Below are 14,201 nucleotides of genomic sequence, written 5' to 3'. Positions count from 1 at the left end.
GGTCGCGCGCTCTATGTCTCACCCAACGGCACGTCGTTCTATGAGTACAGGGAGCACCGCATGGGGCATTTTCAATCAGACAGTTTTGCAAAGTTCTTGCGGGCGTCTACGGCCGCGGCAGCTTTGGTCTGGGGAGGATGCACGGTGGGTCTCGCGGCGACGCTCGACATCACCGGCATCGATAAGGACTCTGATCTATACGAGACGGTGCTCGGCGGATCGCTTCTGCGCGAACAAACAGACGAAGATGCAGACCCCACCACGCAAGAGCTTTTGGCTGCCGCGCAGGCCGATTATGCCCGCCTTCTGGCCGTGCTCTATGACGAAGGGTATTTTGCTGCGGTCATCAAGATTACCATCGACGGTGTAGACGCCTCTGCCATCGCGCCGGTCGCCCCGCCGCGCCAGATCAACCGCGCTGTGATCAATATCGAAACCGGTCGCAAGTTCAGCTTTTCCAAGGCCGAAATCGCCCCTGTCGCCCCCGAAACCGAGCTGCCCGAACAATTCGCCGCAGGTGAAACCGCAAGTCTCGGCGTCATGAAAGAGGCCGTCGCCGCCGGTATCGAAGGCTGGCGCGATCAGGGCCACGCCAAAGCCGAACTGGCCGACCAGCAGCTGACCGCCCGCGTGCCCGATGCCACGCTGGCGGCAACCCTGCGTCTGCGTCCGGGACCGCGACTGCGTTTCGGAGAGTTGACGGTAAAGGGAAAAAGCGATGTGCGCCTGCGCCGGATCGTCAAAATCGCCGGCCTGCCCACCGGAGAGGTCTATTCACAAGAGCAACTTGATCTGGCCGCCACACGGTTGCGGCGCACGGGCGCTTTCAGCTCTGTCGCGATGATCGAGGCCGAACAGATCACCGCGCCCGATGTTCTGCCGATTACAGCGCAGATCACTGACGCGCCCAAGCGGCGCTTTGGTTTCGGCGGGGAACTGTCGTCGCTTGAAGGGCTCAGCGTCAGCACCTACTGGCTGCACCGTAACCTGCTGGGCGGTGCCGAAAGCCTACGTGTCGAGGGCGAGGTGTCGGGGATCGGCGGCGATTCCGGCGGCACAGATTATCGTCTTGGCACACGTTTTGAACGCCCTGCGACCTTTAATGCCGACACGAATTTCTACGCGCTGGCCGAGATCGAACAGCTTGACGAGGTGAACTATTTCTCGCGTCAGCTCGACCTTGAGGCCGGGATCGAACGCATCGCCAGCGAGGAACGGACCTATACGCTTGGCGTCGGTTTGCGTACCGCTGAAACCCGCGACGCTTTTGGCGAGAACAAATATACGTTGCTGACGCTGCCCCTAAGCGCGGAACATGATTACCGCGACAATCGGCTTGATGCGAAAGATGGCTACTACGCCAAGGCCAGCGTGACGCCTTTTGTGGCGCTGTCGGGGTCGGATAACGGCGTGCGCACCTACATCGACGTGCGCGGCTATAAAACCTTTGGCACCACGCGGCCCGTGACCTTTGCCCTGCGGGGACAGCTCGGCTCGGTCTATGGCCCGACACTGGCTGAATCGCCCGCGGACTATCTGTTCTATTCCGGCGGCGGCGGCACCGTGCGCGGGCAACCCTACCAATCGCTTGGCGTTGATCTGGCCAGTGGCGATACAGTGGGCGGTCGCAGCTTTGCTGGCCTATCCGCAGAGGCACGTTGGCAGGTACGCGACAAGATCGGCGTCGTGGCCTTTGCCGACGCAGGCTACATCGGTGCCGAGGAATTCTACGATGGTTCAGGCACTTGGCAGTCAGGCGCAGGGCTTGGTCTGCGCTATGCCACGGGCATCGGCCCCATCCGCGTCGACCTCGCGGTGCCTGTGTCGGGCCCCGAAACAGATGAGAATTTTCAAGTTTATATCGGTATTGGACAATCGTTTTGATCCACTTCATGCGCAGCTTTCTGGTTTTTGCCCTGATCTTTGTCGGCTCTGTCGCTTCGGCCCAAGAGGATGACAAAGGCTTCCTGACCCGCACGATCCAAGACGCCCTCAGCGGCGCGGGCCGCACGGTCAGTATTGACGGTTTCGCGGGTGCGCTCAGCTCGCGCGCGCGGTTCGACCGGATGACCATCGCTGACGACCAAGGGGTCTGGCTGACGCTGGAAGAGGTGGAGTTGGACTGGAACCGATCCGCACTGTTGCGCGGTCGGCTGGAGGTGCAGGCCCTGACCGCAAAGCGGCTGAGCGTGCCGCGATTGCCGGTGGCGCAGGAAGAAACGCTCCCCGATCCCGAGGCGAAACCCTTTACCTTTCCCGCGATCCCCGATCTGCCCGTCGCCATCGATGTGGCTGACTTTTCGGTCGACGAGATCAATCTGGGTGCGCCAATTCTGGGCGAAGCGGCCACACTGACCGTTCAAGCCACGGCGCTGTTGAATGACGACACGGCGACGGTAGATATTCTGGCCGCGCGCACCGATGGCAAGAAGGGCGAGTTCAAAATCACCGCTGATCTGGATCGCAATGACAGCCTGCTGGACATGGCCGTGACCCTTTCAGAGGAAGCCAAGGGCATCATCTCGCGCACGCTGAAATTGCCTGATGAGCCGTCCGTCGATCTGGTGATTGCGGGGCAGGGGCCGCTTTCTGATTTCGCGACGGATATCAACCTTTCGACCGACGGCGAACAACGGCTTGCCGGTCAGGTTATCGTTGCCGCCCAAGGCGATAGCGCCGCACCTGACCGCCGTATTCAGGCCGACCTGAACGGCGACGTGACCGCGCTGATCCTGTCGCAGTACCGCGAATTTTTTGGCCCCGATGTCGCGCTGACCGTGGATGCTTTGGTGCAGGCTGAAGGCGGTGTCGAGGTCAGCGATTTTGCCCTCAAGGCGCAATCCGCGGAATTGCAGGGCAAGGTCACGCTGAACAGCGACAACTGGCCCAGCCTGATCGACATCACGGGCACTGTTGCCAGCGCCGATGGCAGTCGCGTTTTGCTGCCAGTGGCCGGAGGCGATACTTACGTGCGGCGCGTCGGGCTTGATGTGAACTATAACGCGCAAGATGGCGACGCGATTGACGCGACGTTCGACGTGACCGAACTGGCCACAGACGCGCTGGCGATTGACGCGACGCAACTGACGCTGAACGGGACGTTGCAAGGTGCTGCAGGGACCGTCGGCGAATTCATGGGCGATCTGGCATTTTCGGCTGACGGGCTGACGCTGACCAACGCCGCGGTTTCCGAAGCTGTCGGCCAGTCCATCAATGGACGTACAACCATCGCCTATACCGAAGGCACACCGGTTCAGATCACGGGGCTTGATCTTTCTGGCGCGGATTATGGTCTGACCGGCGATGTCACGATTAGCGGGCCAGCCGATAGCTTTCTTACCCAGTTGAAAGCCCGCCTTGAAGCCACTGACATCAGCCGCTTTTCCGCTCTTGCCGGACGCGAGATGGACGGGGCCGCGAATGTAGAGATCGCGGGTCAGATCACGCCACTGGACGGGACGTTCGACCTGAACATCTCTGGCCTGACGCAAGATTTGAAAGTGGGGATCGAACAGGCGGACGCATTGCTGGTCGGCGACACGACGCTAAGCCTTGGCGCATCGCGTGACGAGACGGGCACCTTCGTGCGTGACCTGCTGCTGGAAAATGACGCATTGACCGCCAGCGGTGGCGTCGAGCTGCGCAGCAATAAGTCGCAAGCGCGGTTTGATGCAAAGCTGAACGATATCGCGACCGTGCTGCCGCAATATTCCGGTCCCATCACGATCAAGGCCGAGGCCGAGCAGGACACCCGTGGCTGGACTGTTGATGCCGTGACGGACGGCCCCTACGGAGCCGCGCTGACCGCCAAAGGGCTGGCAACGGGCGAGAATGCGGTGCTCAACTTCACCGCCGATGTGCCCGAACTGCGTGACTTTGTGCCCGACGCGCCGGTCGAGGGCCCTATCGCGTTGGATGGTGTGCTCCGCCAGACGCCGGACGGGTGGCAGGTCGACACCAAAGCCTCCGCCCCCGAAGATGTTACCGCCTCGGTCCAGGGTCTGCTGACGCCGCTGGATCTGGACTTTAGCGCCTCGATCCCGCGGGTAGAGGCTTTTGCACCTCAGGTGACCGGCGCGGTAGAGGCGTCGGGCAACCTCAAGCAGTTGGAAGAAGGGTTCCAGATCGACGCGAAAGCCAGTGGCCCCTACGCCGCGCAGGTTGCAGTTCAGGGGATGTTAACACCTATGGTCGATATCTCTTTCGACGCATCGGTCCCGAATCTTCAGGCGGTGGTGCCACAGGTGAACGGGCCACTTGCGGCGACAGGGACCGTGCGTCAGACGGAAAAGGGGTTCTTCGTCGACACCAACGCGACAGGCCCATATGGCGCGCGCGCGATGGTCGAAGGCTTGGCCACAGGCCCCGATATGTCGCTGACGTTTGACGTGTCGGTGCCAAATGTGCAGCCGCTGGTGCCGGGCGTGTCCGGCCCGCTGGCGGCAAAAGGATCGGTGCGGCAAACGCCCGCCGGCATCGCCGTAGATACAAACGCGACGGGCCCCTATGCGGCCCGGGCGTCTGTGCAGGGGGTTGTCACGGGGGATGCGCCCGCGCTGAATTATGATGTCACGATCCCCAATCTGGGGGCCGTGGTGCCAAAACTGTCCGGCCCGCTGAATGTGACCGGTACCGCACAGCAGGAAAGCGCTGGCTGGCGGGTCAATACGAACGCCACCGGACCAGCGGGCACCCGTGCCACGATCGCGGGGCTTGTGGGCAGCGATGGCAATCTGAACCTTGACGTGAACGGGAACGCGCCATTGGGGCTGTCCGCCCCGTTCATTGCGCCGCGGAGCTTGCAAGGTCAGGCACGGTTCGATTTGACGGTGAACGGGCCGCCGGCACTTGGGTCGGTCAACGGGAGCATTCAAACCTCTAACGCGTCGCTGTCCGCCCCCAACCTTCGGGTGACACTTCAGGACATCGCAGCGGATATCCGGCTGGCCAATAATCGCGCGCAAATCGACCTATCTGCGCGCAGCGCGGACGGGGGGCAGATCAAGGCGGGCGGGGCGGTGACCCTGACCGGATCACTGCCCGCCGATATCCAGATCGGATTGAACAACCTCGTGCTGATCGATCCATCGCTGTATCGCACGTCGCTTGATGGCAACCTGCGTCTTGCGGGACCGCTTTCGGGGGGGGCGAATATCAGCGGTCAGATCGACGTGGGCGAGACCGAGGTAAGCGTGCCGTCAACCGGTATGACCAGCATCGGTGATATTCCACAGATCGATTTCATCGGCGCGCCAGCAGATGTTGTGGCGACCCGTCGCAAGGCCGGTTTGACCGGTGCCGACGCGGGCACGGATCCCGCGGCAAGTGGCGACAGCGGGCCGGGGTTTGGCCTGAACGTCCGCATCAATGCGCCACGGCGGATTTTCGTGCGCGGCCGTGGTCTGGATGCGGAACTGGGCGGTAGCCTGTTGCTGACGGGATCGACCAATCGCATCATCTCTGCCGGTCGCTTCGACCTGATCCGTGGTCGTCTGGATATTCTTGGCAAACGGTTCGAGCTGGACGAAGGGGCCGTGCGCTTCCAAGGCGATCTGGTACCCTACCTGAGGTTTGTAACTTCGACGACCACCAACACAGGCGAGGTTCGTATCGTGATCGAGGGCAAAGCCACATCGCCCGAGGTTTCCTTTGAATCGACACCCGATGCACCGCAGGACGAGGTGCTGGCACAGCTTCTGTTTGGGCGAAACATCTCTGAAATCTCGGCGTTTCAGGCGCTGCAACTCGCCAGCGCGGTGGCGACACTTGCCGGACGCGGTGGTGCGGGGGTGATCTCTAATCTGCGCACGGGGTTCGGGCTGGACGATCTGGATGTGACCACCACCGACAGCGGTGCCACGGCTGTCCGCGCGGGTAAGTACATTTCCGAGAATGTCTACACCGATGTGACCGCCGCCTCTGACGGGACAGCGGATGTGTCTATCAACCTTGATCTGACCAAGAACCTGACGGCGAAGGGGACGGTCGGGTCCGATGGGAACACCGGGATCGGTATCTTCTTTGAGAAGGATTATTGATCCGCCATTAAGCGCTTTGTTCTGCGGTTCAGCTAGGATGGGGGCCAGCCCCCGTCCCGGCGATGCCGGGACACCCCCGGGATTTTGACCATTTGGAGCGGCTTACGGGCTATTCCGTCAGCGGTGTGAAACGGCCATAGCGGCCTTGGTCATACATCAGGCCCGCAACGCTGTCATCTGGGTCATATGCGGCGTGCGTGACCTGCCCGAGGATAATGGAGTGGTCACCCGCCGGATACACGCCGAAGGTGTCACAGTGGAAGCTGGCGAGGCAGCCTGCCAGTGTCGGTGCGCCATTGGGGCCAATCGTCCAGTCGAATTGGTCAAACGCGTCGCCAGAGACAGCAAAGGCATCTGCCAGTGCCCGCTGACCGCTACCCAGAATATGCACAGCGAACTGCGCCGCGTTGGTAAATGCGTCATGACGTTTGGAACTGAGCGCGGGGGACCACTGCACCAAGGGCGGGTCCAGCGAAACCGAGGAAAAGGAGTTCGCGGTCATCCCCAATGGGCCATTCGTGGTCTGCACCGTCACAATCGTGACCCCTGTGCCAAAACGGCCAAAGGCGCGGCGAAGCTCGACTGTGGCATCGGGCAGGGGGATGAAGTGGTGCAAAGGATCAGCCATGCCGCAGCGGTGCCACGGGGAGCCGGATTTGTCCAGACAGCAAACCCCGGCCCGTTGCGGCACGCCCTCTGCGAGTGGCGATGGTGGTCGATAAATACCGCTGTTTGGAACCGAATAGCGCCTGCCGTGTTGTTCCCCCACTGAGAGGCATGACTTCGAGATTTCGGACTGCCTGTCGGAGAAGGGGTGTTGGGATATGAGGTTCCAGCTACCGCCAACAGGCACCCGAATGCCGACGCTCACGACTGTTATTGGCGGGTTTCCCGCCGGAAGGATTAACTATGACACTGAATCGTTTTGCCCCCATCAAGCTGACTGTCGCAGCCCTTGTCACCGGCGCTGCTTTGTCCACACCTGCACTGGCCGACGACGGCGAGACTGTGGACCACACCGAGGTCGGCTCGCTGAGCTGTGATGTTGGTGATGGCACAGGCTTCATCTTCGGGTCTACCCGTGAGCTAACCTGCACCTTCAATCCCGTGCAAGAGGGTCTGGCTGACGAGACATACATCGGCGACATCAAACGCTACGGCATTGATATCGGTAAGACCCAGAATGGTCAGATGTCCTGGTTGGTGCTGGCACCAACTGAATCTGAATATTACGAAGGCGGGTTGAACGGCGACTATCAGGGTGTTTCTGCTGAAGCCACTGTTGGTGTTGGCCTAGGTGCCAATGTCATGGTCGGCGGTTCGGAAGACACGCTGGCGCTGCAACCGGTGAGCGTCAACACGCAGAACGGCGTAAACTTTGCCATTGGCGTGGGTGAAATTACGCTGCAACGCGTCGAAGGTTAATTCAGGCCAATAGGTCGACTTGCAGAAGGGGCACCATTTGGTGCCCCTTTCGCGTTATGTGGTCCTAGCGGTTCATCCGGTTCGCGATCAGATCGTCGACAACCTCGGGCTCTGCCAGGGTAGATGTATCGCCAAGCGTGCCATAGTCGTTCTCTGCGATCTTGCGCAGGATGCGGCGCATGATCTTGCCTGAACGGGTTTTGGGCAAGCCGGGGGCCCATTGGATCATATCGGGCGAGGCGATCGGGCCAATCTCAGAGCGGACCCAGTTGCGCAGCTCGGCCCGCAGGTCCTCGCTCGGGTTTTCGCCGCTCATCAAAGAGACATAGCAATAGATGCCCTGTCCCTTGATATCATGGGGGAACCCGACGACCGCGGCCTCTGCCACCTTAGGGTGCGCGACCAAAGCGCTTTCGACTTCGGCCGTGCCCATCCGGTGACCGGAGACGTTGATCACGTCATCCACGCGGCCCGTGATCCAGTAATCGCCATCCGCGTCCCGGCGGCACCCGTCACCGGTGAAGTAATAGCCCTTGTAGTCGCTGAAATAGGTCTGCTCAAACCGCTCGTGATCGCCCCAGACCGTGCGCATCTGGCCTGGCCAGCTGTCCGCGATACATAGAACCCCCTCGACGTCATTGCCCTCGATCTCGGCACCGGTGGTGGGTTCAAGTACGACCGGTTTGATCCCAAAGAACGGCTTCATCGCGGCACCGGGTTTGGTGGCGTGGGCACCGGGCAACGGCGTCATCAGGTGACCGCCGGTTTCCGTCTGCCACCACGTGTCAACGATGGGGCAGTTCCCTTTGCCCACAACGTCATTGTACCAGTTCCAGGCTTCGGGGTTGATCGGCTCGCCCACGGTGCCAAGCAGTTTCAGGCTGCTCAGATCGCAACCGTCAACAAAGGCGCGCCCCTTGCCCATCAGCGCGCGAATGGCGGTCGGGGCGGTGTAGAATTGATTTACCTTGTGTTTTTCACAGATCTGCCAAAAGCGGCTGGCGTCGGGGTAGGTGGGCACGCCTTCGAACATGAGCGTTGTCGCCCCGTTTGCAAGCGGACCGTAGACGATATAGCTGTGGCCCGTCACCCAGCCCACATCGGCCGTGCACCAATAGACATCGCCATCGTGGTAATCAAAGGTGACCTCGTGGGTCAGCGCGGCATAGACCAGATAGCCACCCGACGTATGCACGACCCCTTTGGGCTGACCGGTCGAGCCAGAGGTATAAAGGATGAAAAGCGGATCCTCGGCGTTCATCTCTTCCGGCGCGCAAGTGTCAGAAGCCTCTTTTTCAAGCGCGGTATAATCCACGTCGCGCGCATCATTCCATGCCACATCACCGCCAGTGCGCCGCACAACCAGACATTTGACCGATGGGTCGCAGCCTGCCAAAGCCTTGTCCGCGTTGGTCTTCAACGGTGTCGCTTTGCCCCCGCGGGGCGCATAATCTGCGGTAATCACAACCTTGGCGTCCGACCCCTGTACCCGTGCCGCCAGCGCATCCGGAGAGAACCCGGCGAAGACGATCGAATGGATCGCGCCGATGCGCGCGCAGGCCAGCATGGCATAGGCAGCTTCGGGGATCATCGGCATGTAAATGATAACCCGGTCGCCTTTGCCGACGCCGATATCGCGCAGGATATTGGCCATTTTACACGTCTGGGCATGCAGGGCGCGATAGCTGATGTGCTGCGCCTCTTCGTCCGGGCGGTCCGGCTCCCAGATGATCGCGGTCTGGTCGCCGCGCGTTTCAAGATGACGGTCGATGCAATTGGCGCTGACGTTCAGCGCACCGTCGGCAAACCAGTTGATCTTGACCTGACCGAAAGTGAAATCGACGTCCTTGACCTTGGTAAATGGCTTCATCCAGTCGATGCGCTGCGCCTGCTCCAGCCAGAACCCTTCGGGGTCCGCGATAGAGGCATGATACATCGCGTCATATTTCGCGGCGTTCACATGGGCATTGGCCGCCATGTCGTCGGATGGCGGATAGGTCTGTGTGGCGACGTTGGACATGGTTCCTCCCTCAGAACTCTGTTCGTTTTCTGCCGCTCGGACGCATAGTCGTGGCGGCTCTCCCTTGGCAGATCATAACGGGAAGTGAAAAGAAGGAAATAAGCATATGGAAACACGCGGTTTGTCTGTAAATATTTTTCCGTCTTCTGCGCGGACTAGTAAATTTCGCTGACAACCCTGCCAAAACCCTAGGAAACAGCACCGATTGCCTGTTAACGGGGCCGATCGCGCGCGGGGCATGGTTCCAAATGGTAAAAAATCCTCGCCGAAGGCTCCCACAGGGGCAATCAAGAGATATGTTCAGGGGTTGGCAGCAAGTTTCCCTAAGGATAGTATTTCGCCCAAGCGGGCCCCAAACAGCCCGCATAAGGGAGATATCAATGAACAATCTACTGAACGGCGCAGCTGTCTGCGCTTTGACTTTCGCTTTTGCCTCGCAAGCGGCCGCGACGGAATGGAACGCCTCTGTCTGGGGTAAACGTCGTGCCTTCACCGAGCATGTCGAAAAGATTGCCGAGCTTGTGTCCGAAAAGACCAATGGCGAATTCACCATCAATGTCAGCTATGGCGGTCTGTCCAAGAACTCAGACAACCTTGATGGTATTTCCATCGGTGCCTTCGAGATGGCGCAATTCTGTGCTGGTTACCACGCCGATAAGAACCGCGCGATCACCGTGCTAGAACTGCCCTTCCTTGGGGTTCAGAACCTTGAAGAAGAAGTTGCCGTATCCCGCGCTGTGTATGCACACCCCGCCGTGGCCAAAGAGATGGCACAGTGGAACGCCAAGATGCTGATGACCTCGCCAATGCCGCAGTACAATCTTGTTGGCACGGGCGAGCCTCGCGATACGCTGGAATCCTTTGACGGCATGCGCGTGCGTGCGACAGGTGGTCTGGGCAAAGCCTTCGAAACCGTGGGCGCTGTCCCGACCTCCGTGACCTCCTCCGAGGCATATAACGCAATGGAATCCGGTGTTGTGGATACCGTGGCGTTCGCGCAGCACGCACACCTGAGCTTTGGTACGATCAACAAGGCCGATTGGTGGACCGCCAACCTCAACCCCGGCACGGTGAACTGCCCTGTCGTGGTGAACATCGACGCCTATGAGGCCCTGTCGGACGCGGAAAAAGAAGCGCTGGACGGTTCTGTCGATGAGGCGCTGGATCACTATCTGGCGAACTATGGCGAGCTGCTGAACCGCTGGGACGCCGTGCTGGAAGAAAAGGGCGTTGAAAAAGTGATGTTCACGCCCGAAGTTCTGGCCGAGTTCAAATCCAAGGCAGCTGACCCTGCGCGTGAAGCCTGGATCAAGGACATGGAAGCCCAAGGCATCCCTGGCCAAGAGCTTTATGACCTGGTCGTCAAAACGCTTGAAGAAAAACGCGCGTCCAACTAATTGGCGCGAGGAGGGGGCTTGCCGTTGCAGGCCCCCTTTGTTTGTACGATCTCCCTCCCACTCATTTGAAAGGAAAGCATCATGGCCGGTTCCTCCGCCGTGCTCGAAGACGGCAGTCTGCTTAGCCGTATCGACAAAGGGCTTTTACGCCTTGAAACCGTGTTTGCTCTGGTCTCTGGTATTGCCGTTTTCATGCTGATGGTGCTTGCCGTTTGGTCCGTTGGCGGCCGCAAGTTCTTTGGCACGCCGCTGGCGGGGTATGTGGACTGGATTGAATTCGCCATGCCGTTGATCGCGATCATGGGCATTTCCTATACCCAGCGGAACGGCGGCCATGTGCGCATGGACATCCTGATCGGCCAGCTTAAAGGCCGCGCGCTATGGGCCGCCGAGACATTCTCGGTCGTGCTGATCTTTATCCTTATGCTGGCGCTGATCTGGGGCTCTTGGGCACATTTCCAGCGCAGCTTTGACTTCGCCGCCCCGATGTGGAGCCGTGACAGCTCCATCGATATCGGTCTGCCGATTTGGCCTGCGAAACTGATCGTGCCAATGGCCTTTACGGTGCTGGCTCTGCGGTTGCTGCTGCAGATCTGGGGCTATGGGCGGGCCTTTGTATTGGGGTTGGAAAACCCCGTTGCTGTACCCTTGGTACAATCCGCGGCCGAACAGGCGATGGCGGAAGCTGAACATCTAGACGGGCGGGACTGATTATGGATCCTATTGAAATTGGCCTATGGGTCTCGGGCGGGCTGCTGCTTATGGTGGTGCTCGGTATGCGCGTGGCTTTCGCCGCGGCAATGGCGGGTCTGGTCGGCCTGATCTGGATCTTTTGGTCCAAGAAAGGCATGCAGTGGTCCGAACTGGACTGGGCGCTGACGGTCGCGATCAAGACCGCGGGGCAGGTGCCACACTCCAAAGTGTCGAGCCAGACGCTAAGCTTGATTCCCACCTTCATTCTGATCGGCTTTCTTGCCTATTACGCCGGTCTGACCCGCGCCTTGTTCGAGGCCGCAAAACGCTGGATTGCTTGGCTGCCCGGTGGTCTTGCTGTGTCGACTGTCTTTGCAACCGCGGGCTTTGCGGCGGTTTCCGGTGCTTCGGTCGCGACGGCAGCGGTTTTTGCCCGTATCGCCATCCCCGAGATGCTGGCGATTGGGTACAACAAGAAATTCGCGGCGGGCGTCGTGGCGGCCGGGGGCACTTTGGCCTCGTTGATCCCGCCGTCAGCGATTCTTGTCATCTATGCGATCATCGTTGAACAAGACGTGGGCAAGCTGCTTCTGGCGGGCTTTATCCCCGGTGCGTTTTCGGCCATCGTCTATGCCGTCCTGATCGTGGGCATTGCGACCATCTGGAAAAGCGTCGGCCCCCCTGTAAGCGGCTTTACCTGGAAGCAACGGTTCGCGTCTCTCCCTGCCGCCATGCCGATCTTTGCGGTTGTGATCATCATTATTTTCTTTGTTTACAATCCCTTCGGCGACGCATGGGGCACCCCGACCGAGGGCGGGGCCGTGGGCGCGTTTATCGTGTTCCTGATGGCGCTTTATCGCGGCATGCGGTGGGCCGAGCTCAAGGACGCGCTGCTTGAAACCGCGAAGCTGACGGTGATGATCTTTACCATCATCTGGGGCGTGCTGATTTATGTTCGGTTCCTGGGCTTTGCCGATCTGCCGGGCGCGTTCGCCGACTGGATTTCGGGGCTTGAGGCCTCGCCGATCCTGATCCTCGTGTGCATCCTGCTGGCCTATGCGGTGCTGGGGATGTTCATGGATGCGATTGGCATGCTGCTTCTGACACTTCCGGTGGTCTATCCTGCCGTCATGGCGTTGAACGGGGGCGAGTTCGTCTCTGCCGCGGATAGCGCCTTTGGCATGTCGGGGCCGATGTGTGCGATCTGGTTCGGAATCTTGGTGGTGAAGATGGCAGAGTTCTGTCTGATCACGCCTCCCATTGGCCTCAACTGCTTTGTGGTTGCAGGGGTACGACCTGACCTGAGCGTTCAGGACGTGTTCAAGGGCGTGACACCGTTCTTTATCGCGGATGCCGTGACAATCGCATTGTTGGTGGCCTTCCCGTCCATCGTGTTGTGGCTGCCCTCACTCGCTGGCTGACATGACTTCCTGATCCTTCATATCATCGGGTTTAACCTGCTCTGCGGACAGGAAATTCCCGATGGTATGAAGCGGTTCAAAGTTCTCGCACACGACTTTGAACACCACAAGAAAGGGCACCGCGACCAATGCGCCGGGGATGCCCCATAGCCACCCCCAAAACACCACAGTCAGAAATACCGCGACGGTATTCATCTCCAACCGGCGCCCGACCAGCCACGGGGTAATAATCTGCCCCTCTAAGAGGGTCAGCGTCAGGTAACCGATCGGGGCCAACATCGCATAACCGATGGTATCAAACGTCACGAGAGAGAATCCCGCGACCAAGAGCACCCCCGCAAACCCGCCGATATAAGGCAGGAAGTTCAGCATGAACGCCGCGATCCCCCAGATATAGGCCGACGGCAAGCCCAGCACTGTCAGATAGGTCCCGACTAATATGCCGAGCACGGCATTGATCGTGGCAATCGTCAGCAGGTAGCGCGACACCCGCTTCTCCACGTCATAGACCGTATGCAGCGCACGTTTCTTTTCCGTTAACGTCGGCATGGATTGCACAAGTTTTAAGTAAAACAGCTCGCCAGAGCCAAGTAAGAACAGCGCCAGAATCAGGATCACCGCCAGCGACGCCCCAGTTTTGCTCACCGTATCCATCGCGGTATCAAGCAAGCCAGGTTGGCGCACGACAACCTCTTGCGGTTTGCCGCCGGTTTCGGTGCCCAGTTTCTCTACCTCTTCCGAGGCAGATCGCATCGTTTCGACCGCATTGCTCACGCCGCTCAGCTTTATCTGGATCTCGCGGCCCATTTCCGGGATCTCGTCGCTCCAGATCGCCACGGTGCCCGCGGACAGTAAAACCACGGCAGCAATCACCAAGCTCGTCGCCGTCACCAGCAAAAAGGCCGACACAGGATGCGGCACGCCGATGCGATAAAGCGCACGGCCCACGGGCGACAGGGTCAGGGCAAGCAAAAAACCCAGAACAATGGGCAATATCAAGTCCTTGGCGAAATACGCGGTGACGAAAAGGGAAATCAGGACCAGCAACTGAAGCGAGCGCCGGATTGAGGGCAGATGTTCCAAATATGGCTCCAGCAGTTGAAGGATTTAAACCTCAACGCCGTAGCGCGTGGAAAAGTTCACGGGTGTGTGAGCTTATATTGCGGCAGTATCCAAACGCCCCTCGAAGGTTGCGCGCAACTGTGAT

The 14,201-nt window shown here is 59.8% G+C and carries 9 protein-coding genes; 6 read left to right on the top strand and 3 right to left on the bottom strand.

Translation table 11 applies throughout. The features are described from left to right. Positions 1–60: 60 nt before the first annotated feature. Entirely contained in the window at positions 61–1,884 is a 1,824-nt protein-coding gene (locus AADW22_RS12075) for an autotransporter assembly complex protein TamA (RefSeq protein ID WP_407473803.1), read from the top strand. Further along, positions 1,881–6,038, top strand: a complete 4,158-nt coding sequence (locus tag AADW22_RS12070; RefSeq protein ID WP_407473802.1) for a translocation/assembly module TamB domain-containing protein — start codon at positions 1,881–1,883, stop codon at positions 6,036–6,038. The genes AADW22_RS12075 and AADW22_RS12070 overlap by 4 nt, the downstream gene beginning before the upstream one ends. 109 nt (positions 6,039–6,147) lie before the next feature. Here the strand turns inward: AADW22_RS12070 and AADW22_RS12065 are convergent, their stop codons facing one another. Continuing rightward, complete coding sequence (locus tag AADW22_RS12065; RefSeq protein ID WP_407473801.1) at positions 6,148–6,666, bottom strand: flavin reductase family protein; 519 nt, start codon at positions 6,664–6,666, stop codon at positions 6,148–6,150. Between the two features lie 281 nt (positions 6,667–6,947). Here AADW22_RS12065 and AADW22_RS12060 point away from each other — a divergent pair, with 281 nt between their 5' ends. Continuing rightward, positions 6,948–7,463: a DUF992 domain-containing protein gene (locus AADW22_RS12060; RefSeq protein WP_037944573.1), complete on the top strand. Its 516-nt coding sequence runs from the start codon at positions 6,948–6,950 to the stop codon at positions 7,461–7,463. A gap of 64 nt (positions 7,464–7,527) precedes the next feature. Here AADW22_RS12060 and acs read toward each other — a convergent pair whose 3' ends face one another. Beyond that, on the bottom strand, positions 7,528–9,483 hold the full coding sequence (acs, locus tag AADW22_RS12055; protein ID WP_407473800.1) for an acetate--CoA ligase: 1,956 nt from the start codon (positions 9,481–9,483) through the stop codon (positions 7,528–7,530). A gap of 380 nt (positions 9,484–9,863) precedes the next feature. On the opposite strand from acs, the gene dctP reads away from it, so the two are divergent. From dctP to AADW22_RS12040, 3 genes are all read left to right on the top strand, one after another. Next, positions 9,864–10,880 carry a TRAP transporter substrate-binding protein DctP gene (gene dctP, locus AADW22_RS12050; RefSeq protein ID WP_005854249.1) on the top strand — a complete coding sequence of 339 codons (1,017 nt, stop codon included), beginning with the start codon at positions 9,864–9,866 and terminating at the stop codon, positions 10,878–10,880. 81 nt (positions 10,881–10,961) lie between these two features. Next, positions 10,962–11,591, top strand: coding sequence for a TRAP transporter small permease subunit (locus AADW22_RS12045; protein WP_005854247.1), 630 nt, complete (start codon positions 10,962–10,964; stop codon positions 11,589–11,591). Positions 11,592–11,593: 2 nt separating this feature from the next. Then, complete coding sequence (locus AADW22_RS12040; RefSeq protein ID WP_005854245.1) at positions 11,594–12,994, top strand: TRAP transporter large permease; 1,401 nt, start codon at positions 11,594–11,596, stop codon at positions 12,992–12,994. Here the strand turns inward: AADW22_RS12040 and AADW22_RS12035 are convergent. Beyond that, positions 12,980–14,041: an AI-2E family transporter gene (locus AADW22_RS12035; protein WP_139283770.1), complete on the bottom strand. Its 1,062-nt coding sequence runs from the start codon at positions 14,039–14,041 to the stop codon at positions 12,980–12,982. The genes AADW22_RS12040 and AADW22_RS12035 overlap by 15 nt on opposite strands. Positions 14,042–14,201: the final 160 nt, after the last annotated feature.

The sequence above is a fragment of the Sulfitobacter sp. PM12 genome (assembly GCF_045586035.1).
GTDB lineage: Bacteria > Pseudomonadota > Alphaproteobacteria > Rhodobacterales > Rhodobacteraceae > Sulfitobacter > Sulfitobacter pontiacus.
Note: the sequence above shows the minus strand (reverse complement) of the source record. Positions and strands in the feature narration are given on the sequence as shown.

Excerpts from the sequence above, each read along its gene's own strand:
- AADW22_RS12060 (WP_037944573.1), top strand. The coding sequence starts at position 6,948 with ATGACACTGAATCGTTTTGCCCCCATCAAGCTGACTGTCGCAGCCCTT.
- AADW22_RS12045 (WP_005854247.1), top strand. The coding sequence starts at position 10,962 with ATGGCCGGTTCCTCCGCCGTGCTCGAAGACGGCAGTCTGCTTAGCCGT.
- AADW22_RS12040 (WP_005854245.1), top strand. The coding sequence starts at position 11,594 with ATGGATCCTATTGAAATTGGCCTATGGGTCTCGGGCGGGCTGCTGCTT.
- AADW22_RS12075 (WP_407473803.1), top strand. The coding sequence starts at position 61 with ATGGGGCATTTTCAATCAGACAGTTTTGCAAAGTTCTTGCGGGCGTCT.
- AADW22_RS12065 (WP_407473801.1), bottom strand. The coding sequence starts at position 6,666 with ATGGCTGATCCTTTGCACCACTTCATCCCCCTGCCCGATGCCACAGTC.
- dctP (WP_005854249.1), top strand. The coding sequence starts at position 9,864 with ATGAACAATCTACTGAACGGCGCAGCTGTCTGCGCTTTGACTTTCGCT.
- acs (WP_407473800.1), bottom strand. The coding sequence starts at position 9,483 with ATGTCCAACGTCGCCACACAGACCTATCCGCCATCCGACGACATGGCG.